Source organism: Polyangium jinanense (assembly GCF_028435265.1).
Taxonomy (GTDB): domain Bacteria; phylum Myxococcota_A; class Polyangia; order Polyangiales; family Polyangiaceae; genus Polyangium; species Polyangium jinanense.
The window spans coordinates 172,872-192,328 of sequence record NZ_JAGTJK010000020.1 but is presented as its reverse complement, the minus strand read 5'-3'; the positions used below and the strand labels follow the sequence as shown (position 1 = coordinate 192,328).

The window sequence follows — 19,457 nt, the reverse complement described above, 5'->3', positions numbered from 1 at the left end:
GCCCGAGGCGTCCTTTCACCTCGGGAAAACGGGCCCTCACAGGTCCTTGGTCGCGTTCACGATGCTCGCGAGCTTCCCGGCGCGCTCGCACGTGACGGCCTTGGCGGCCTGGAGATCGGCCTCGCAGGGCCGATTGTAACAGCTCGCGTTGTTCTTGGGCTCTTCCTTGATCAGCCCCCCGACTTGCACGATATGGAGCGCATTCAGCGCGGCGACGTTCTTGTCGATGGTCGCGTCGTCGCAGGCGTTCGGTACGGGAGACTTCACCGCGGCTTCGGCGACGTCGACCAGTTTGCCCAGGCGTATCATGGCGATCCGTTCGTGCTTGCAGCTCGAATAACAACTGGGCGTATGCCCAGGCATATCCTGGGCGAGGGAACGCACGTCGACCACCTCGAGCGCGCGCAGCCGGGCGAAGTTCTCATTCGAGGCCAGGAAGGCGGCTTTGGCCGCCTCCAAGTCGGGCTCTGCTTCGGTGTCCGCCTGGCTGGGAGGCAGCCGGGCGAAGTTCTCATTCGAGGCCAGGAAGGCGGCTTTGGCCGCCTCCGGGTCGGGCTCTGCTTCGGTGTCCGCCTGGCTGGGAGGCGACCCGGCCGCGGCACCGGCACAACCGGCCAGCGCGCCGACCGCTCCGGCGACGAGGGCAACTCTCAACTCCACGGAAGCTCCTTGCGAAGGGGCGCGACGCGCCGTCCTGAAATCTCAGCATAGAGGGGCTCGTGGTCGAAGTCACGTTGCTCGCGCACATCCGCCTGCCGTTTCCGCTCCACATCCGCTATCCTTGGCCCATAGACATGCGCCGCTCCACGCTCCGCCTGCTCTCGCTTTTTGCGCTGCTGCTGTCGAGTTGCGCCGCGCCTCCGCCGACGCGCGCTCCCGTCGACGTGGTTGTCCTGGCCTCGCGGCCCGCGCAAGCCGCCCCGGAGGTCGAGGATTCGCCGCGACAGCCGGCGCCGCCCTCCTCCGCGCGTTACATCCTGAAGTCCGACGTGCCCAACACGCCGGAGAACGCCGCCGTGATCGCCTTTTGCGAGCGCTACCGCACGGCCGTCGAGGAGAAAAACGTCGATCTCCTCGTCTCCATGGCCGCGCCCGATTACTACGAGGATGGCGGGAACGTCGACCCGGCAGACGACGTCGACGCCCAGGCGCTCGAAAGTTATTTGCGAACATCGTTCGGAAATGCCCAGGAGATCCGGTACGAGATTCACTACCGCCGCATCGTGCGCGAGAACGACGTCATCCTCGTCGATTACTTCTATACCGCGACGTATCGCTTCGCCGGGGCCCAGCCGAAGACCCTCTCCGACGACAACCGGATGGTGCTGGTCCTCGCCGGAGACGGCTTCCTGATTCAGAGCGGGATGTGATCCCATGGCCTTCCCCGCCCGACTGTCATCGGGTAGTCTCCCGCACCCCGATGGAGGATTTCCGATGAGCCACGCACGTGGACGGCGCCGCGCGGCGCTCGTCTCGACCGTCCTGGTTTTGCTCGCCGCTTGCGCGCCACCGCCTTCCGTGCAGCCTACGACGGCGAACCAGGACAAACCCGTCACCGTGCCCGCCCCCGAGATGGCCGACGAGGGCGAGGGCGCGGCCGAAGGTGCGGCGGCGTTCCCCGACCCCGGGACCTTCATCCCCGTCGGGCCCAAGGATCCCATCTGGGGAAACGCGCTCGCCCCGGTCACGATGGTCATCTGGGGCGACTTCGAATGCCCCTTCACGTCCCGGCTCATGGCCACGCTCGCCCTCCTGCAGGAGCAATACGGGCCGGACAAGCTGCGCGTCGTCTGGCGACACAACCCGCTCCCCTTCCATAAAAATGCCCGCCCCGCGCACCTCGCGGCCGAGACCGTGCTGCGGCTCGGGGGCGCGGGCGCATTCTGGAAGTTTCACACTCTCGCCTTCCAAAACCAACGCTACCTCGAACCGCAGTCGTTCACCGCGTGGGCTGCGGAGAGCGGCGTGGATCCTTCGGCCTTCCAGGCCGCCTTCGATCAACAACGTTTTGCCGCGAACGTGGACGCCGACATGGCCTTCGGCAAGAAGGTCGGCGTCACCGGGACCCCGGCTACGTTCGTCAATGGCATTTTCCTCTCCGGCGCCCAGCCCATCACGAGGTTCCAGGAGCTCATCGACGCCGAGCTCAAAGAGGCCGCCGCGCTCCGGCGCTCGGGCATCGACCCCGAGCACGTATATGCCGAGCTCTCGGAGCGGAACCGTGAGAAAACGCCGTCGCCCCCGCCATCCTCCCCGCCGCCGGACACGACCACGGTCTGGAAGGTGCCCCTCGCCGGCTCCCCGGCGCGCGGCAAATCATCCGCGCTCGTGACGATCGTGATGTTCGGCGATTTTCAGTGCCCCTTCACCAAGCGCTCCCTCACGACGATCGCCGAGCTCGAGGCCAAATACGGCGACAAACTGCGCCTGGTCTTCAAGCACAACCCCCTGCCCTTCCATACGCGCGCCGAGCCGGCCGCGGAGTTCGCGATCGAGGCCGGCGCGCAAAAAGGAGAGGCTGCGTTCTGGAAGGCGTTCCAGGCGCTCTTCGATACCCAGGAGCGCCTCGCGGATGCCGATCTCGAAAACCTCGCGATCGCGCTCGGCCTCGACGTCAAGCGCGTGAAGAAGGCGATCGCATCACACGCGCATGCCACGCGTATCGAGGGAGATCAAGATCTGGCCGAGGACCTCAAGGCGTCGGGCACGCCTCATTTCTTCGTCAATGGCCGGCGGCTCATCGGAGCCCAGCCCCGCGAGCAGTTCGAGGCCATCATCGACGAAGAGATCACGAAGGCGGGAAAACTCGTCGCCGGCGGGACGCCGGCCGCGCAGATCTACGATGCCCTCCAGAAGGACGCGAAGGCCCCCGCCCCCATGGAGAGGCTCCTCGCCCCCGCGCCCACGAAGGACAATCCGGGCAAAGGCGCGCCGGCGGGCGCAGCGGTGACCATTCAAATGTTCGCCGATTTCCAGTGCCCCTTCAGCAAACGCGTGCAGGCGGATGTCGAGCAGCTCCTCGCCGCCTATCCGGGCAAGGTCCGTGTCGTATGGCGGCATTTGCCGCTCCCCTTCCACAGGCAGGCGCAGCTCGCCGCCGAAGCCTCCGTCGAGGCCTTCCGGCAAAAAGGCGAGGCCGGCTTCTGGGCGTTCGCAGCGCGCCTCTGGGAGGATCAATCCGAGCAGGGCTTGAGCCGCCCCTCGATCGAGCGCAAAGCCGCCGAGGCGGGGCTCGACGTGGCGAAGCTCTCGGCGGCGCTCGACGCGCGCACGCATTGGAAGGTGGTCCAGGCCGATCGGGAGCTCGCCGAGCGCCTGAAGATCTTTGGCACGCCGGCCTTCGTGATCAACGATTACTTCATGAGCGGCGCGCAGCCCCTCCGCACCCAAAAGCGGTACGTCACCAAAGCTCTGAAGCGCGAGCCCATCGCCCCCGACACCTTGAAGGCCGACGCCCGCAAGCCCGCGCCGCTCGTGGCGACAACCCCGCCGCCCCTGAGCCCGCCGCCGTCCCCGACGCCGCCTGCGCCCGCGTCCACGGCCTCGGTGGCGACCGCCGCGGGGCGCATGGGAGCGAAGCACCTCATCGTCATGTATGCGGGCGCGAAGCGCGCCCCCGCGCACGTCACGCGCACGCGGGCCGAAGCACTCGCGCGCACGGAGGAGGCGCGCAAGCGATTGGCCGCAGGGGCGAGCTTCGAGGACATCGTCGCGCAGTACAGCGACGAGCCGGGCGCCGCGCAACGCGGGGGCGACCTCGGCACGTTCCCGCGGGGCGCGATGATCCGCGAATTCGAAGAGGCCGTGGAAAAACTGTCGGTGGGACAAACGAGCGGCGTCGTGGAGACGCCGTTCGGATTCCACCTTATCCTGCGGACGCAGTAGCAGCGCCTTCGGCCGTCAATCGATGCAGACGACCCCCGTGAACCGGTAGACCTGCTCCCGGTCCGCGACCCTCACCCGCCCGCTGTTCGGCACGAAGTAATCCACCGCCGACGTCGGGTGCAGCCCGCATCCGCAGAGCTCCATGTCGAACAGCCGCACCCGGAATCCTCCGCGGACGCGCCGGATGTTCGTCGTCTCGATTCGATCCACGAGGAAATCACGCCCGTCGTCGATGTCGATCGAGTACTCCGGATCGGCCGTCGTCAGCGCGACCGCGAAACCGAGCGCCTCCGCCTTCGAGGTCACCGGGGCAAAGCGATCGATGAACTTCGCCGCCGTGTCGATGAGCTCGAAGTTCCCGCCGCCCGTCGCAAGGAGGTATCGCCGCTTCTGCGGCAGCATGCAGCCGAGGTTGACGATCCCCACCGGCGACCCCTCGCGCGCGTCCGCGTTGCACTCCGCGATGGCCACGCGCGACGCGAGGCCGCCGAGCGCCTCGTCGATACGGAGGGTATTTCCGAAACACCCGAATGGCTGAATCGTCGAGGATGCCGAGCAATCCAGCGTGTCGTCACTGCGGACGCAGCCGGCGTCGAGGAACGGCGCCACGTTGACCGCGGGCACGCGGGGCGGAGGATGCTGGATGATGATCGGCTCCCGGGCCGAGGCCTCCGCCGCGTACCCCGTCACGAGACCGAGACCAAGCGCGAGAATCGGAAACAGGTTCTTCTTCATGGTTATGCCCTCCAGGCGTACCTAAACCGGTCCGCCTGGGTGGCAAGCGCCTGCTCTCGAGGCTGTCTCCGTCAAAATCGCAAAATCCCGTTCTCCACGACGACGCCCGTGTTCCCCTTTTGCGCCTTGACGAGCTCGACCCGCGTGCGGCCCTCCGACAGCAGCATGATCCCCCCGATGAACCCCGCTGCGCCGATGCCGAGCGTGACGAGGCCGATCGTGCGGACCGTGTTGATCTGCCTCGCCGGATCCGGGACTTCGGGCGTCGGGGTCGTGTCGATCGTGTAACTCATACCGGCGATCGCGACGCCGCTGAGCACGAAAAAGCCTCCCAGCACGGTCCCCAGGAAGCCCCCCGTGAACCGGGCCATGCTGACGCCTTTGACGCGCGCGGTCACGTGGCCCTCCAGGCCCTCGAGACGGAAAGACTCGGTTGGCACCATGCCGGGGCCGCTGATGAAAAATCGATGGCCGTCCCGTCCGTCCACGAGCTTGTCGCACGGCGCGCGACACATGAATTTCGTGATCGTATTGGGTCCAACGTACTCTGGCTGGTGGTGCCCGCCCCCCACGTCGCCGTCGATCCGCGCGAGCTCCAGGTCGGGCCAGTTCGATTCGATGTGGACAAGCGGCACGCCCTCCGCCGGCGCGAGCGGCGCAGGCGCGGGCGTCGGCGCGGGCGCGGCGGAGCCCTGCGTGCCGCCGACGATCTTCGCGATCTCGGCCCACGGGATGACGCTCTGCTCGCCCGCGATGATGACGATGACGCGTTGCCCCGGCTCGACGGTCACGATCGTGCCGCGCATCGTGCCGCCATTCTTGAGCTGAATCTCGGCAGCCTCGGTCTTGACCTCGGCCGCGCCCTCGTCCGCCCGCGCCACACCCGCGAACGAGCACCCCACGAGCGCCACCACGCCCACGCACCGTGCAACGAAGCTCATGCATACGTCATAGAGCAAACGAGCGCGTGCGTGAAGAGCCCACCGAGCGCTCCGAGGCATATTCCTCCCTGGGCAAGGCGGGCCCTTGGCGTTAGGGCCCTGGCAAGGGGGAGGTCGCATGAAAGCCGTCGTGTTTCACGGGGTCGGGGACATCCGGCTCGATGACGTGCGGGAGCCGAAGATCAAAGAGCCGACAGACGCCATCGTGCGCCTGACGGCGAGCGCCATCTGCGGGACGGATCTGCACTTCGTCCGCGGGACGATGTCCGGGATGAAGCCGGGCACGATCCTCGGGCACGAGGGGGTCGGGATCGTCGAGGAGCTCGGCAAGGACGTGCGAAACCTGCGAAAGGGCGACCGCGTCGTCATCGCCTCGACCATTGCCTGCGGCACCTGCTCGTACTGCCGGGCCGGATATCAATCGCAGTGCGACAAGAATCCGAATGGCAAGCAGGCGGGGACGGCCTTTTTCGGCGGGCCCATCCAGAGCGGCCCGTTCGACGGCCTCCAGGCCGAGTTTGCCCGCGTCCCCTTCGCGAACGTGGGCCTCGTCAAGCTGCCCGACGGCGTGAGCGACGATCAGGCGATCCTGCTCTCGGACATCTTCCCCACGGGGTATTTCGGCGCCGAGCTCGCCGAGATCACGCCGGGCGACACCGTGGCCGTGTTCGGCTGCGGCCCCGTCGGGCTCTTCGCCATCGTGAGCGCGCAGATGCTCGGCGCGGATCGGATCCTCGCGGTCGACACGGTCCTCTCGCGCCTCGAAATGGCGCGCGCGCTCGGCGCGGAGGTGATCGATTACAACGAGGAGGATCCGATCGAGACGATCCTGCGCCTCACGGACGGGATCGGCGTGGACCGTGCCATCGACGCCGTGGGCGTCGACGCGAACCGGCCGCACGCAGGGCCGGCGAAGGTCAGCCGCGAGGAAAAAAAGGAAGCCGAGCGAATGGTCGAGCAGGTGGCGCCGAAGACGCACGAGGTCGGCGACAACTGGCACCCGGGAGATGCCCCGTCACAGGCCCTCACCTGGGCCGTGGAGGCGCTCGCGAAGGCTGGGACGTTGTCCATCGTCGGCGTCTACCCGCCGCAGATGAAATGGTTCCCGATCGGGATGGCCATGATGCGCAACCTCACGGTGAACATGGGCAATTGCCCGCACCGCCGGTACATCCCGAAGCTGCTCGAGCACGTCGCGAGCGGCGTCGTGGATCCCACGAAGATCCTGACGAACCGGGAGCCGCTCGTCTCCGTGATCGACGCCTACAAAGCTTTCGATCGGCGCATGCCCGGCTGGGTCAAGGTCGAGCTCTCGCCGGGTGCCGTCCCGGCAAAAAAGGCGGCCTGATCGGGGCGCGGCTCGGGAGAGATCCCGAAGAGCGCGAAGTTCAGCACGCACATGATGATGCCGAAGAAGTGGAGGCCGAGGAAGACGGCGATTCCGAGGTGGAGACCCAGGACCGCCGTGAGCCAGAGCCTCCGCGTGCGACGCGGCCAGATGAAGACGCAATAGCCGATCTCGACGACGAGCGTGGCAAGGCAAGCGAGCTGTGCGAGCGCGGGGTACTGGGCGAGCCAGGACATGTCGAACCTGCGATAATCCGGGAGCGAGAGGGCCCGGAAGATGAGTTCGCCGTTCCACCAGTCGAGGAGCGTCGCCTTCTCCACGCCGCTCGCGAAATACGAGATGCACAGGTGTATTTGCATGATCCGTAGCCCGACCCGCGCCCCCGCCGTGGGCGCGCGCGAGGCGCCCGAGATCAAGGCGTCGAGCGAAGCCGCGCGACCGACCGGGACCCAGATCGCGTAAAATAGAAAGATGTGCGCATACTGATCCACCCCGTACATCAGCGGGGCTGCGCTGTTCATCAGCGTCCAGTGGAGAAACCACGCGAGCGCGGCGGCCGCGCGCGTGAAGAGGCCGAGGCCGAGCATGACGAGGGCCACGACGTAGGCGGCGCCGATCGCACGAAGGGCCGCCGCCTCTCCGACGCCGAGCGGGGACAACCAGGCGAGCAGATCACCCGTCCGCGGCCCGAACGTGGGGCCGAAAGCGCGGTTCAGATCCCCCTGGAAGAGGCCGTCGCGCGAGAACCAATCGAAAAACTCCGCGTGGACGACGGCCGCCTGCACGAGGAGCACCGAGGCGAGGCCGATCCGCAAGGCCGCGAGGGGCCTTGCCGTGGCCGGCGCGAACAGGAACACGTCGAGGGCCCGGCACGCGCCGGCCCTCGGGGATGAATCATCCAGAATGGGCGCTTCCATGACGTGCCTCGAGCCGCGGGCGCGGCTTTCGGAACCTCGCATCGTAGAATCGGCTGACTCGTGGCTCGCGGCCGCTCCGGTGCTCGTCCATCAAGACCACCACGAAATACTCGACGCGCACGACGACCTCGCGCGCCTCGGGGTGCCTTTCGAACATCTTCGCGGCGAGTGACTTGGCCAGCTCGCGCCGGAGCGCGGGTTCGGCGGTCTCGAACTCGCCCGCGATGTGCGCGACGCGGAGCTCGGCCTCGTGGCTCGCGCCCGTGCCGAGGGAGTGCGTGGTCCGCCGGCCCTCGGCGTCGATCACGTCCACGTGGAGCACGAACTGGCCATGATCCCTGGACGTGAAAAAGTCGTATTCACATCCGGCGCCGGAGGCGAGTCCGTAATGGTCGAGGAGCCGCCCGATGGGCCCGACCTCGCGGAGCTCCACGCCGGCCGCCCCGAGCGTCACGAGGAGCAAATGGGCGGCGGCCAGGACGAGCAACCATCGGCGCGGTGTCGATCGCATGGTGGTTCCTCCCAGCGCCGCCCGCAGGCCCTCCCTGCGGGCGACGCTCCTCGGAATACCTCAGTGGTCCCAGCCGCCGTGATCCCAGCCGCCGTGATCCCAGCCCCCGCGACGATGGCCGCCGTCCCAGCCCCCGCGACGATGGCCGCCGTCCCAGCCCCCGCGACGATGGCCGCCGTCCCAGCCCCCGCGACGATGGCCGCCGTCCCAGCCCCCGCGACGATGGCCGCCGTCCCAGCCCCCGCGACGATGGCCGCCGTCCCAGCCCCCGCGACGATGGCCGCCGTCCCAGCCCCCGCGACGATGGCCGCCGTCCCAGCCCCCGCGACGATGGCCGCCGTCCCAGCCCCCGCGACGCCGCTGCGTCTCCAGCGCGGAGCTCCCTTCGTCCACGTTCTCGTCGACGTCCTCGTCCACGGACCCGTCGACGAGCGCGTCCACGGTTTCCTCGACGAGCTCCGGTGCCGGTGCCGGGATATCGGCCCGCGCCGCGAGCGGCGCCGCGACCACGGCGAGCCCCGCACCGAGGATGCCTACCACGAACAAACATTGAATGCGATTTTTGACCATCAATCCCCCTCCTCTCCGCAACCTGCAGTCGCAGCGCAGAACGGCAAGTCGCCCCAGGCGGATCGCTCGCCTGGAAGCTTTTCCCTCTCCATTCTCCGCCCCCTCCGCTCCCGCCTCCTGCCGATTCCTCTCGCGGGCCGCTCCCGTCTTTCGGTATCCTCCGCCCCGATGAAGAAGCTCCTCAACGCGCCTTCCGATCTCGTGAAGGAGGCCCTCGCGGGCATGGCCGTCGCTCACCCGGATCTCCTCCGCGTCCAGCTCGACCCGGCGTTCCTCGTGCGCGCCGATGCGCCCGTGCGTGGCAAGGTCGCCGTCCTCTCCGGCGGCGGCAGCGGGCACGAGCCGTTGCATGGCGGGTTCGTCGGGCGCGGGATGCTCGATGCCGCGTGTCCCGGCGCGGTGTTCACGAGCCCCACGCCCGATCAGATCCTCGAAGCCACGCGCGCCGTCGACGGCGGCGCGGGCGTCGTCCACGTCGTCAAGAACTACACGGGCGACGTCATGAATTTCGAGATGGCCGCCGAGCTCGCGCGCGACATGGGAATCGCCACGGAGACCGTGCTCGTGAATGACGACGTGGCCGTGGAGAACAGCCTTTACACGGCGGGACGTCGCGGCGTCGGCACCACGGTGCTCGTCGAGAAGATCTGCGGCGCCGCGGCCGAGGCGGGGCGCGGTCTCGCGGACGTCGCGGCGCTAGGCCGGCGCGTGAACGATCACGGGCGCAGCATGGGGCTCGCGCTCACGCCGTGCACCGTACCGCACGCGGGAAAACCCTCGTTCGAGCTCGGGCCGGACGAAATCGAGGTCGGCATCGGCATTCACGGCGAGCCCGGGCGGCGGCGCGCGAAGCTCGAACCGGCCGATCGGCTCACGGAAATGTTGATGGATCCGATCCTCGACGATCTCCCGTTCCGGGCCGGGAAGGACGTGCTCCTTTTCGTCAATGGCCTCGGCGGCACGCCGCTGCTCGAGCTTTACGTGGTGTTCCGCAAGGCGCACGAGCTCGCGGCGGCGCGGGGCCTTCGGGTCGTGCGGAGCCTCGTCGGTCCTTACATCACGTCCCTTGAAATGGCGGGCGTGTCCATCACGCTGCTCGAGGTCGACGAGGAGATGGTCCGGTACTGGGATGCGCCCGTGCACACGGCGGCGCTGCGCTGGGGGGTTTGACGTGGGACGCGAGGTGTTGAACGGAGATGCCGTGGTCGTCTGGATCGAGCGTGCGGCCGCGGTGATCGTGGAAAATGAAAAATACCTGACCGAGCTCGATGCGGCCATCGGCGACAGTGATCACGGGGCGAACATGGCGCGCGGTTTTTCGGCCGTGCGCGGCAAGCTCGCGGGGCAACCGCGGGAGGATGTCGGCGCGATCCTGAAGACCGTGGGCATGACGTTGCTCTCGACCGTCGGGGGCGCGAGCGGTCCGCTTTATGGGACCTTGTTCCTGGAAGCGGCGAAGATCGCGGCTGGAAAAGCCGAGCTTGATCGGACGGCGATCCAGCAATCGCTTGCGGCCGGGCTCGCGGGCATCCAGAAGCGGGGCAAGGCCGAGCCGCTCGACAAGACGATGGTCGACGCGCTGGGACCGGCGATCCAGGCATTCGAGGGCGCCGCGGGGGTAACGCTCGCCGAGGCGCTCGCGCGGGCGGCCGAGGCGGCGCGGCAGGGCGCGGAGGCCACGATTCCGCTCGTGGCGCGCAAAGGACGGGCGAGTTATCTCGGGGAGCGGAGCGCGGGCCATCAGGATCCGGGCGCCACGTCGATGTGGCTTCTCGTCCGGAGCCTCGCCGAGGCAGCAGCGGAATGAGCAAAACGACGGTCGGGCTCGTCCTCGTCTCCCATAGCCGCGCCCTCGCGGAGGCGACGCGCAAGCTCGCGACGCAAATGACGGGCGACGCGGTGATCATCGAATGCGCGGCGGGCGTCGGGGAGGCGGGCGAGGAGCTCGGCACCGATGCCATGGCCATCGTCGCGGCACTCGAACGCGCGGCCGGTGCGCAAGGCGCGGTCGTCTTGATGGATCTCGGCAGCGCGCTCTTGAGCGCCGAGACCGCGCTCGAACTCGTGGATGCGTCGATCGCTGCGAAGACGCGGCTCTCGTCGGGGCCGTTCGTCGAGGGCGCGGTCGCCGCGGCGGTGCGCGCGGCGGGCGGCGGGAGCCTCGACGAGGTCGCGGCCGAGGCGCGGCGGGGGCTCGTGGCCAAGGAGGAGCAGCTCGGGGAAGCCGCGCCCGCACCAGTGCCGGTCGAAAAGACCGCTGAAAACGAGACCTGGGAGGATGCCGAAATCGTGGACCCGCACGGCCTGCATGCGCGGCCCGCGGCGCGGATCGTTTCGCGTGCGTCCCAGTTCGACGCGAAGATCACGGTCGAAAATCGAACGAACGGCAAGGGGCCGCGGACGACGGACAGCGTGATTGCCCTCGCGGGGCTCGGTGCGCGGTGCGGCCACGTCTTGCGAATCGCCGCGACGGGGCGCGAGGCGGAGGCCGCCGTCCGCGCCCTCGCGGCCCTCGTGCGCGAGGCCGGGACGAAGGATGCTCCCCCGCCGCAGGCGACGGCGGAGGCCACAAAGGGCCGCGGGATTCCCATTGCAGCCGGGGTCGCCGTGGGTCCTTGTGTTCGCCTGCAAAGGGCCACCCTCCGTTTGTCTGACCATTCCGTCGACGATCCGGCCGCCGAGCTCGAAAAGCTCACGGCCGCGCTCGACCGGGTCGAGCGGGAAATCCGCTCCGCCTTTGGTCGCGACGACATGGCGACCATGCACGGCGCGCTGCTCCGAGATCCCGTCATCCTGCGGACCGCTCGCGAGCTCGTCACGGAATCTCGCCACAATGCCGCCATCGCTTATCATTCCGGCGTCAATCGTGCGGCCGAGGCCCTCGCGAGCGCGGACGACCCGTACATGCGCGCCCGCGTCGCCGATTTGCGCGACATCGAGCTCGCCGTCCTGCGCGCGCTCGGCGCCGCGCCCGCGGTGGCCTTGCCCGAAGGCCCGCCGGCCATTCTCCTCGCTGACGAGCTCTTGCCGAGCGAAGCCGCGCGCCTCGATCCGGCCCGCGTGCTCGGCGTCGTCGACCTGCGCGGCGGCCCGACCTCCCACGCCGCGATCCTCCTGCGAGGCGCGGGGATTCCCGCCGTCTTCGGCGCCGCGGCTCTCTTGCAGGATCTGCCCGAATCCCCTGCCCGTCTTGGCCTCGACGGCGGGACCGGCGAGGTGTGGATCGATCCGGCCCCGGCGATCACGGCCGCACTCGAACGCCGTCGCGCCGAAGAACGGGCGGCGCGGCTTTCCGCGGCGACGTTTCACGGCAAGGTCACCATTCCCTCCGGCCCCACGGTCGAGCTCTGGGCCAATGCGGCGAGCCCGCTCGAAGCACGCGCCGCCAAGGAAGCGGGGGCCTTCGGGATCGGCCTTTTGCGTACGGAAATGTTTTTCCTCGACCGCAGCGACGCGCCCGGCGAGGACGAACAAGCGGACCTGTACGCCGAGGTCCTCGCCGCCTTCCCCGGCGCGCCCATCGTGATTCGCACCCTCGACGCGGGCGGCGACAAGCGCTTACCGTGGCTGCACGTTCCTCCCGAGGAAAACCCCTACCTCGGCCTGCGTGGCATTCGCCTCTCCCTCGATCGGCCCGATCTGCTGGAGACGCAGCTCCGCGCGATTCTCCGCGCCGGGCGAGGCCGGGACGTGCGGATCATGATCCCGATGGTCTCGACGGCATCCGAGATCGAGGCCACGAAGGCCATCCTCGCGCGCGCCGCGAACGCGCTCGACGCCGCGGGAAAACCCCATCTTTGGCCCGTCCCGCTCGGCATCATGGTCGAGGTGCCGGCGGCGGCGCTCCTCGCGGAACGGCTCACGCCGCATGTCGATTTCTTCAGCATCGGGACGAACGATCTCACGCAATACACGCTCGCGGCGGAGCGCGGCCATCCGAGGCTCGCCGCGCTCGCGGATGCGGGGCATCCGGCGGTATTGGATCTCGTGGGTCGGGTGGTGAAAGCGGGCCAGGCGGCGGGGCGCGCCGTGTCCGTATGCGGCGAGGCTGCGGCAGATCCGAAACTCGCGGCGACGTTCGTCGGGCTCGGGATCACGCGTCTCAGCATGGGGCCGGCGGCGATTGCACGCGTGCGCGCCGCGCTCGCGGAAGAGGCTACCCGGCCGCCCGAAACCCCGAAAGAGACGGGTCCCGCGGCAGCTCGACGCTGAAGCACGAGCCCACGCCTGGCTCGCTCGTCAGCCGTATCGCGCCCCCGTGCGCTGCAACGATTTCCCGCGCGACGTACAATCCCAGCCCGAGCCCCCCGAGCGACTTCCCTGAGCACCGCTCGAAGCGCCCGAAAATGCGCTCGTGGTCCTCCGGCACGATGCCGAGCCCGTGATCTTGCACGGAGAGGATCGCCAACCCCCCGTACGCCATGACGCGGATTTCGATCGGTCGACCGAGGCCGAACTTGATTGCATTGCTGAGCAGGTTGACGACGACCTGCTCGATGCGCAGGCGATCCCACCGGCCGGTCACGCCCAGCTCCGCCCGGAGCTCGCTCCGCGAGCCCGCCTTGGCCAAAAGCTCCTGGAACCGGTCCACCGTGCCACGCACCAGCGCGGGCAGGTCGACCTCCTCGAGCTCCAGAGCGAACTGTCCCTGGGCGATACGCGACACGTCGAGCACGCTGTCGACGAGCTGGAGCTGCAGCTTGAGCGGCGTGAGCGGCGTGCAGACCTCAGGCGACGCGATGGAGACGAGGTCCTCGCGGATGCGGGCCGTCTCCTGCGCCTCGCGGTAGAGGCGCGCATTGTCGATGGCGATCGCGGCCCGGCGCGTCACATCCGTGACCAGCTCGAGGTCGGCGCCATCATAGCTGCGACCCGGCGCGGACGAGACGATGCTCAGCACCCCGAGCGTTTGCCCGCGCGCCACGAGCGGCACGATCATGGAGCTCCCTGTCCCGAGCGCGCGGCTGAGCCTCACGTGCCCGTCATCCACGGCGAATTGCCGCACGGCTTCGTCGGTGAGATCTGCGGGCAAGAGCAGAATTGGCTGACCTGTCCGCAAGACCCTGGCCGCCGGGTGGGGGGAATCCCAGCGAGGAGGATACCGGCGTCGTAGCTCGTCGAGCAACGGCTCCTTCGCGGGGTCCTTGTGTGCGCCGGAGATGCGTCGGATCTCTCTGCCTTCCACGACGTCAATCACGCACCAATCGGAGAGCGATTGCACGCACAGTTTCCCGAGGCGCGCGAGCGTCTCATTGTAATCGAGCGACTCTGCGAGGAGCGCCCCAGCCTCGGCCAGGAAGGCCGCGCGACGCTCCGCCTCCTCGGCGGCTGCGCGGGCCTGCTGCTCTTGCGCGAGGAGCCGGATACGCTCCTCCTCGATCCTCTTCCGCTCCGTAATGTCGGTCGAGATGCCGCAGACCGCGTACGGGGCGCCGGCGTTGTCGCGGAGGGGAAACTTGAGGGTGATGTACGTGTGGAGGCCGTCGTCGTGCGGCGCCACGGCCTCCGTTTCCACCGCACTTCCGGTGGCGAACACCCGCTCGTCGATCGCGCGAAAGGCATCTGCGCATTCGGCAGGGAACACATCATAGTCAACCATGCCGATGATGCCCTCCCGAGTGACCCGGAACAGCTCCTCGAAGTGGCGATTGACGAACAGATAACGCCCTTCCCGATCCTTCACGTAGATCACCGCGGTCGAGTTATCGATGATGGCCTGCAAAAGCTGCTGGTTCGCGCGCAACGCCTTTTCAGCACGCCTTCGCTCGGCGATGTCGCGCGCGAGCTGTGCATTGATTCTGGTGAGCTCGGCCGTGCGCTCTGCCACCTGCGCTTCCAGGCGCTCCTTGGCCTGGGCCTCTTCCCTCAGGCGAGCATCGATGGCTAGAAGCGATCGCAGGTCGGCTTCGATGACCTGGCGGAACTGCACGAGCAACCTCTGCGATACGTCGCTGTACGCGTTCTTTTTACAGTCCAGCACGCAGATGGTCCCGAAGACGTCTCCGCCGGGCCAGAGGATCGGAAAGCCTAGATAGGAGATCAGCCCCAGACTGGCGTCCGGACTCGATCGCCATTTTTCGTCGGACAACGCATCGGCGATCAGCAGCGGCCGCCGGGTGCTCATCACCGCCTCGCAATAGTACCCGGCGTTGGTGCACGCCCGTTCGTCGACCGGGTAAGGGTTGCCCCTCGATTCGCTGGAGGCGACGACGACCATCTCGGGCGGCTCGATCTTCACGATCAACGCCGCGGGGATCTGCAGGATCTCGGCGAGGAGATCGACGATTTCTTGCCACTTGTCGGTGATTTCCCGAGGGATCTCGACCCCTGTCGTGCCCATCGCCTGCACCTCGTGTTTCCGGCTGAACCGCCATCGAGTGCGAGCGCGATCCTACGGGTCAGCCGTGCGCGGCCGCGCGTCGGCCCTCGGCGCGATACTTACGAGCGCGTATTTCCTCGAGGAACTCGGCCGGCGGCGTGTAGAACTGGTTTTCGCACATCGTCCCGTTGATCAGCACGAGCGGGTGGCAGCGCAGGAGATCCATCATCGTCGCGCCGGGCATGCTGTTGGCGTCGTAGACGCAGACCGCGATGCATTGGGGGGAGGTGAGCTTGCTGAAGCGTATCTCGAGCTCGATGAGCTCGTCGAAATCCGGAGCATTGTCCAGCATCCAGCCCATGTTGTCCATGCCGCGCATACGCGGATACCCCTCGGCGCGCGCCGTGCTTTCAAAGTCAGCCCACGATTGGAGCATACGGTCCTGATCGAAGCAGCCGTGTTTCAGGTAGGCCTCTTCCCAGCTCAGTACCTGGAACTGCCCACGCGCCTGGCACCCCTCGACGTCGACCCCGAGCCGTGCGTACCGAGCAAGGTGCTCGTGGCGCAGCGCAGGGTTGCAGACGTGGACGACCTTCTCGCCCCACTCCAGCCCCTCTTTATAAAAGGAGCCGAGCACCCGATACTCCTCGTCGCGCGAGCGAAAGAATGCGCAAACGTGATAGTGCCGATCGAGCTTCCTGCCTGCCAGCGTGGCATTCCTCATTGCTATCCCCCCGTCGTGGCCGTCTCCTACGGCCATCGCGGCCATCACTATGAACCACCTCACCATTGTCGTCAACCACGCCCTCCGCCTCCGCCCGGCGCTATTCCGCCGCGATCGGCAGGGGCTCGGCCGCTTCCAGCTCGCGGACGAGCGGTATCACGTGTTTGCCGAAGTATTCGACCTCCTCCTGGAAGTGCAGGAAGCCGAGGAGGATGAGGTCGGCGCCCGCGCGCTTGAGATCAAGGATGCGTTCGGCGATCTGGTGTGGCGTACCGATCAGGTTCGAGCGGAAGCCGTCATTGTATTGGACGAGATCCTCGAAGGTGGACTTGGCCCAGTTGCCCTGGCCTTCAGGTGAGGCCTTGCCTGCATTCTTCACCTCATGGCCGAAGGCGTTGACGGCCTCGGGATTCGCCTTCGCGATGATCTCGGCGAGCACCGCCCTGGCCTCGTGTTCCGTCTCGCGGGCGATCGCAAAAGCGTTCACGCCGATCTTCACCTCGTGGTCGTTCCGGGCCGCCTTGGCGCGGATGTCGTCGACCTGCTTCGCGATCTCTTCCGGCGTATTGCCGTTGGTGAGGTACCAATCGGAGACGCGGGAGGCCATGTCGCGGGCCGCGCGCGAGGAGCCGCCCTGGAAGATCTCGGGATGCGGATCGAGCGGCTTCGGCTTCAGCGAGTAGTTATCGAATTGATAGAAATCGCCCCGGAAGGTGAAGCGGTCCTCGGTCCAGATACCCTTGAGCGCGCGGATGAATTCCTCCGACCGGCGATAACGCTCGTCGTGGTCGAGCCACGACTCTCCGATGGCGGCGAATTCGCCGCGGAACCAGCCGCTGACGATGTTCACGGCGATGCGACCATGGGTGAGGTGATGGATCGTGGCGATCTGCTTGGCGGCGAGCGCCGGGTTCCACGGGCCGGGCAGGATCGCCGCGATCACCTCGAGCTTCTCGGTGGCGGCCAGAAGTGCGTGGCTGAACGAGACCGATTCGTGCTGGAACTCCGCGCCGTAGCCGGCCGTGAAGCGGACCTGGGTCAATGCATAATCGAAGCCGCTCGCCTCGGCGATCTGCGCGAGCTTGCGGTTGTAGTCGATGTCCCAGCCTGTGCGCTGCTCGATGTTGCTGATGACGAGGCCGCCGGAGACGTTGGGGACCCAATAGGCGAACTTGATTGCGTCGTCGCTCGTGGCCTCGGTCTTGTCGTGATAGGTCGTCATGGATGAATCCTGAGGTTTCGATGCTTGGAGGCTCCAAAGCTACCGACCAGGTGTGCGGCCCGCGATCGCGTCGAGGAGCCGCTCGACGCTGATCGGCTTGACGAGGTGCTCGACGAAGCCGGCCGCCGCGCTGCGAGCGCGATCCTGCGCCTGACCGCGGCCGGTCAGCGCGATCAGCCGAGGACCTGCGGTGCCCAGCCGGCGACCCATCTCCGCGGCCAGCTCATAGCCGTCCATGTCCGGCAGCCCGAGGTCGAGCAACGCTACGGTTGGGCGGAAGCTGTCCAGCATCTCGAGCGCCCCGGCGCCGTCGTGCGCGAGCGCGACCTCGTGCCCCGAGGCGCGCAGCAGCTCCGCCAGGAGCTCACCGGCGTCGATGTTGTCGTCGACGAGCAGGACACGCTCGCGCACCTCCGAGAGGCATGACGGAGCGAGAGCCTCCTCCGCCTCGGCGACGGCGGTGGTCGCTGGCAATCGCACGGTGAACGCGCTCCCTTTGCCCATCCCTTCGCTGGCCACCTCGACCGTGCCGCCGTGGAGGGTAACCAGGTTCTTGACCAGCGCGAGCCCGATGCCGAGACCATTCTCGGTGCGGTGGATCGACGTCTTCCCCTGGACGAACGGGTCGAAAATCCGGGGCAAGAGCTCCTCTGAGATACCGACCCCGTTGTCGACGACGATGATCACGACCTCGTGGTCGACGCGGGCGGCCCGGACGACGATGCGGCCGGCGGGCGGTGTATACCGAGCGGCGTTGGTCAGGAGATTCGTGACCACCTGGGCGAGCCGCGATCGGTCCCCTTGCACCACGAGGCCGCCCACCGGGACCTCCATGTGCAGGTCGTGGCGCCGCTGCTCGAACATCGGGGTCGCCATCTCGACGGCCTGGCTGATCACGTGCGGGATCTCGACCGCTTCGAGGCGCAGCTCCACTTTCCCCCGTGTGACCCGCGAGACGTCGAGGAGGTCGTCGACGAGCCGGCGTACGTGCTCGACCTGCCGCTCGATGACGGCGTGCTCGCGGCTCACCGGGCCCTCGCTGCGCACGCGCATGAGCCGGAGCGCGGTCACGATCGGGGCCAGCGGGTTGCGCAGCTCGTGACTGAGCATTGCGAGGAATTCGTCCTTCGCGCGGTTGGCCTGCTCGCGCTCCTGAATGGCGCGCGCGGTCTCGAGGCCGGTGGCCACGAGGCTCGTCGCCACGCGCAGGAGCACGTTCGCGGTCACGTCCGGGAACATGGGGTCGCAGGAGCCGACGAGCAGGTTGCCACGCTCGGCGTAGAGCCCCACTGGCATGTGGAGGGTCCGTACCGTGCCAAACGGCGGACAAATGGCGACCCCAACGGCGCCGATCCCCCTGCCGCAGGAGGCGGCGAGCACCGGCCGCAGCTCCTCGAGCCGTGCAGTCGCATCCTGCTGCCCGACCCGTAATACCTCGACCGCCGATTCGCCCACGGTCCAGCGGGTGATCGCGTAGGCGACGTCGATCGGGAGCAGCGCCTCGAGGACCTCGCACGTCGTCGCGAGGATGCCGGCGGCGTCCTGCCCGCTCCACAGAGGCGGCAGCGCGAGGAGGCCGAGCAGGTCCCGTAGTGTGCTGTGAAGTGATCGGGGTGAATCTGGCTCGGACATGCGTCAGCCGTCAGCGGCCGTGCGCCGGGTCCGGGTCGCGATATCTACGAGCTCGTATTTCCTCGAGGAACGCACCGGGCGGCGTGTAGAACGGGTTTTCGTTGACCGTCCGGTCGATCAGTACGAGCGGGTGGCACCGCAGGATATCCATCACCGTCGCGCCGGGCAGGCGGGTGAGATCGTAGACGCAGATCACCAGGCACTTGTGGCGCCCGACGACCTCGTTGAGGCGGATCTCGTACTCGATAAGCTGGTCGGCCCCCGGAGGATTGGAGAGCGCCCAGTCCATGTTGCCCATGCCGCGCAGGCGCGAATACCCCTCGGCCGACGCCGCGCTGCTCGCGTCATCGAAGAACTGGAGCATACGGTCCGGATCGAAGCGGCCGTGCGCCAGATAGCAGTCATCCCAGCTCTGCACCAGGAGCTGCCCGCGGTCGTGGCACCCCTCGACGTCGATACCGAGCTGGGCGAGCCGAGCGAGGTGCTCGTGGCGGAACGCCGCGTCACACAAATTGACGACCTTCTCGCCCCACTCCAGTCCCTCTTTGTAAAAGGGGCCGAGCACCCGATACTCCTCGTCGCGCGAGCGAAAGAATGTGCAGACGTGGTAATGCCGATCGAGCCTCATGCCCGCGAGCGTTGCATCCCTCATT

Annotated in this window: 17 protein-coding genes; 6 read left to right on the top strand and 11 right to left on the bottom strand. The window is 67.8% G+C overall.

Features of this window, described 5'->3' with window-relative positions:
• Window positions 1-36 precede the first annotated feature (36 nt).
• Window positions 37-660, bottom strand: coding sequence for a hypothetical protein (locus tag KEG38_RS30415; protein WP_272423421.1), 624 nt, complete (start codon window positions 658-660; stop codon window positions 37-39).
• Window positions 661-719: 59 nt separating this feature from the next.
• On the opposite strand from KEG38_RS30415, the gene KEG38_RS30410 reads away from it, so the two are divergent.
• Both KEG38_RS30410 and KEG38_RS30405 read left to right on the top strand, forming a co-directional pair.
• The gene (locus KEG38_RS30410) at window positions 720-1,370 is read left to right on the top strand and encodes a nuclear transport factor 2 family protein (protein ID WP_272423420.1); all 651 of its coding nucleotides are present in this window, start codon (window positions 720-722) and stop codon (window positions 1,368-1,370) included.
• Between the two features lie 64 nt (window positions 1,371-1,434).
• Window positions 1,435-3,885: a DsbA family protein gene (locus KEG38_RS30405; RefSeq protein ID WP_272423419.1), complete on the top strand. Its 2,451-nt coding sequence runs from the start codon at window positions 1,435-1,437 to the stop codon at window positions 3,883-3,885.
• A gap of 15 nt (window positions 3,886-3,900) precedes the next feature.
• On the opposite strand, the gene KEG38_RS30400 is transcribed toward KEG38_RS30405, so the two are convergent.
• Window positions 3,901-4,620, bottom strand: coding sequence for a hypothetical protein (locus KEG38_RS30400; protein ID WP_272423418.1), 720 nt, complete (start codon window positions 4,618-4,620; stop codon window positions 3,901-3,903).
• Window positions 4,621-4,691: 71 nt separating this feature from the next.
• Window positions 4,692-5,561: a hypothetical protein gene (locus KEG38_RS30395; protein WP_272423417.1), complete on the bottom strand. Its 870-nt coding sequence runs from the start codon at window positions 5,559-5,561 to the stop codon at window positions 4,692-4,694.
• A 118-nt stretch (window positions 5,562-5,679) separates the two neighbouring features.
• Here KEG38_RS30395 and KEG38_RS30390 point away from each other — a divergent pair, with 118 nt between their 5' ends.
• The gene (locus KEG38_RS30390) at window positions 5,680-6,909 is read left to right on the top strand and encodes a zinc-dependent alcohol dehydrogenase (protein ID WP_272423416.1); all 1,230 of its coding nucleotides are present in this window, start codon (window positions 5,680-5,682) and stop codon (window positions 6,907-6,909) included.
• On the opposite strand, the gene KEG38_RS30385 is transcribed toward KEG38_RS30390, so the two are convergent.
• The 3 genes from KEG38_RS30385 to KEG38_RS30375 are packed head-to-tail and all read right to left on the bottom strand — an operon-like array spanning window position 6,825 to window position 8,907.
• Window positions 6,825-7,826: an HTTM domain-containing protein gene (locus KEG38_RS30385; RefSeq protein ID WP_272423415.1), complete on the bottom strand. Its 1,002-nt coding sequence runs from the start codon at window positions 7,824-7,826 to the stop codon at window positions 6,825-6,827. The two genes, KEG38_RS30390 and KEG38_RS30385, sit on opposite strands and share 85 nt — an antisense overlap.
• On the bottom strand, window positions 7,804-8,337 hold the full coding sequence (locus KEG38_RS30380; protein WP_272423414.1) for a hypothetical protein: 534 nt from the start codon (window positions 8,335-8,337) through the stop codon (window positions 7,804-7,806). Before KEG38_RS30380 ends, KEG38_RS30385 begins: the two co-directional genes overlap by 23 nt.
• 60 nt (window positions 8,338-8,397) lie before the next feature.
• Window positions 8,398-8,907, bottom strand: a complete 510-nt coding sequence (locus KEG38_RS30375; protein ID WP_272423413.1) for a hypothetical protein — start codon at window positions 8,905-8,907, stop codon at window positions 8,398-8,400.
• A 168-nt stretch (window positions 8,908-9,075) separates the two neighbouring features.
• Between KEG38_RS30375 and dhaK the strand changes: the two genes are divergently transcribed.
• Genes dhaK through ptsP form a run of 3 tightly spaced genes read left to right on the top strand, consistent with a single transcriptional unit; the run spans window position 9,076 to window position 13,119 of the window.
• On the top strand, window positions 9,076-10,077 hold the full coding sequence (gene dhaK / locus KEG38_RS30370) for a dihydroxyacetone kinase subunit DhaK (protein WP_272423412.1): 1,002 nt from the start codon (window positions 9,076-9,078) through the stop codon (window positions 10,075-10,077).
• A gap of 1 nt (window position 10,078) precedes the next feature.
• A complete protein-coding gene (dhaL, locus tag KEG38_RS30365; RefSeq protein ID WP_272423411.1) occupies window positions 10,079-10,714 on the top strand; it encodes a dihydroxyacetone kinase subunit DhaL in 636 nt (211 codons plus the stop codon).
• The gene (gene ptsP, locus KEG38_RS30360) at window positions 10,711-13,119 is read left to right on the top strand and encodes a phosphoenolpyruvate--protein phosphotransferase (protein WP_272423410.1); all 2,409 of its coding nucleotides are present in this window, start codon (window positions 10,711-10,713) and stop codon (window positions 13,117-13,119) included. Before dhaL ends, ptsP begins: the two co-directional genes overlap by 4 nt.
• Here ptsP and KEG38_RS30355 read toward each other — a convergent pair.
• From KEG38_RS30355 to KEG38_RS30335, 5 genes are all read right to left on the bottom strand, one after another.
• Window positions 13,064-15,247, bottom strand: a complete 2,184-nt coding sequence (locus KEG38_RS30355) for an ATP-binding protein (protein WP_272423409.1) — start codon at window positions 15,245-15,247, stop codon at window positions 13,064-13,066. The two genes, ptsP and KEG38_RS30355, sit on opposite strands and share 56 nt — an antisense overlap.
• A 58-nt stretch (window positions 15,248-15,305) precedes the next feature.
• Entirely contained in the window at window positions 15,306-15,950 is a 645-nt protein-coding gene (locus KEG38_RS30350) for an MEDS domain-containing protein (protein ID WP_272423408.1), read from the bottom strand.
• 100 nt (window positions 15,951-16,050) lie between these two features.
• The gene (gene sfnG / locus KEG38_RS30345) at window positions 16,051-17,172 is read right to left on the bottom strand and encodes a dimethylsulfone monooxygenase SfnG (protein WP_272423407.1); all 1,122 of its coding nucleotides are present in this window, start codon (window positions 17,170-17,172) and stop codon (window positions 16,051-16,053) included.
• A 39-nt stretch (window positions 17,173-17,211) separates the two neighbouring features.
• Window positions 17,212-18,804: a hybrid sensor histidine kinase/response regulator gene (locus tag KEG38_RS30340; protein ID WP_272423406.1), complete on the bottom strand. Its 1,593-nt coding sequence runs from the start codon at window positions 18,802-18,804 to the stop codon at window positions 17,212-17,214.
• Between the two features lie 10 nt (window positions 18,805-18,814).
• Complete coding sequence (locus KEG38_RS30335) at window positions 18,815-19,456, bottom strand: MEDS domain-containing protein (RefSeq protein ID WP_272423405.1); 642 nt, start codon at window positions 19,454-19,456, stop codon at window positions 18,815-18,817.
• Window position 19,457: the final 1 nt, after the last annotated feature.

What these genes read in the sequence shown, in the direction of transcription:
- KEG38_RS30390 (WP_272423416.1), top strand. Translation starts at nt 5,680, where the DNA reads ATGAAAGCCGTCGTGTTTCACGGGGTCGGGGACATCCGGCTCGATGAC.
- KEG38_RS30340 (WP_272423406.1), bottom strand. Translation starts at nt 18,804, where the DNA reads ATGTCCGAGCCAGATTCACCCCGATCACTTCACAGCACACTACGGGAC.
- KEG38_RS30385 (WP_272423415.1), bottom strand. Translation starts at nt 7,826, where the DNA reads ATGGAAGCGCCCATTCTGGATGATTCATCCCCGAGGGCCGGCGCGTGC.
- ptsP (WP_272423410.1), top strand. Translation starts at nt 10,711, where the DNA reads ATGAGCAAAACGACGGTCGGGCTCGTCCTCGTCTCCCATAGCCGCGCC.
- sfnG (WP_272423407.1), bottom strand. Translation starts at nt 17,172, where the DNA reads ATGACGACCTATCACGACAAGACCGAGGCCACGAGCGACGACGCAATC.
- KEG38_RS30405 (WP_272423419.1), top strand. Translation starts at nt 1,435, where the DNA reads ATGAGCCACGCACGTGGACGGCGCCGCGCGGCGCTCGTCTCGACCGTC.
- KEG38_RS30395 (WP_272423417.1), bottom strand. Translation starts at nt 5,561, where the DNA reads ATGAGCTTCGTTGCACGGTGCGTGGGCGTGGTGGCGCTCGTGGGGTGC.
- KEG38_RS30335 (WP_272423405.1), bottom strand. Translation starts at nt 19,456, where the DNA reads ATGAGGGATGCAACGCTCGCGGGCATGAGGCTCGATCGGCATTACCAC.
- KEG38_RS30375 (WP_272423413.1), bottom strand. Translation starts at nt 8,907, where the DNA reads ATGGTCAAAAATCGCATTCAATGTTTGTTCGTGGTAGGCATCCTCGGT.
- KEG38_RS30400 (WP_272423418.1), bottom strand. Translation starts at nt 4,620, where the DNA reads ATGAAGAAGAACCTGTTTCCGATTCTCGCGCTTGGTCTCGGTCTCGTG.
- KEG38_RS30350 (WP_272423408.1), bottom strand. Translation starts at nt 15,950, where the DNA reads ATGAGGAATGCCACGCTGGCAGGCAGGAAGCTCGATCGGCACTATCAC.
- dhaK (WP_272423412.1), top strand. Translation starts at nt 9,076, where the DNA reads ATGAAGAAGCTCCTCAACGCGCCTTCCGATCTCGTGAAGGAGGCCCTC.
- KEG38_RS30355 (WP_272423409.1), bottom strand. Translation starts at nt 15,247, where the DNA reads ATGGGCACGACAGGGGTCGAGATCCCTCGGGAAATCACCGACAAGTGG.
- KEG38_RS30380 (WP_272423414.1), bottom strand. Translation starts at nt 8,337, where the DNA reads ATGCGATCGACACCGCGCCGATGGTTGCTCGTCCTGGCCGCCGCCCAT.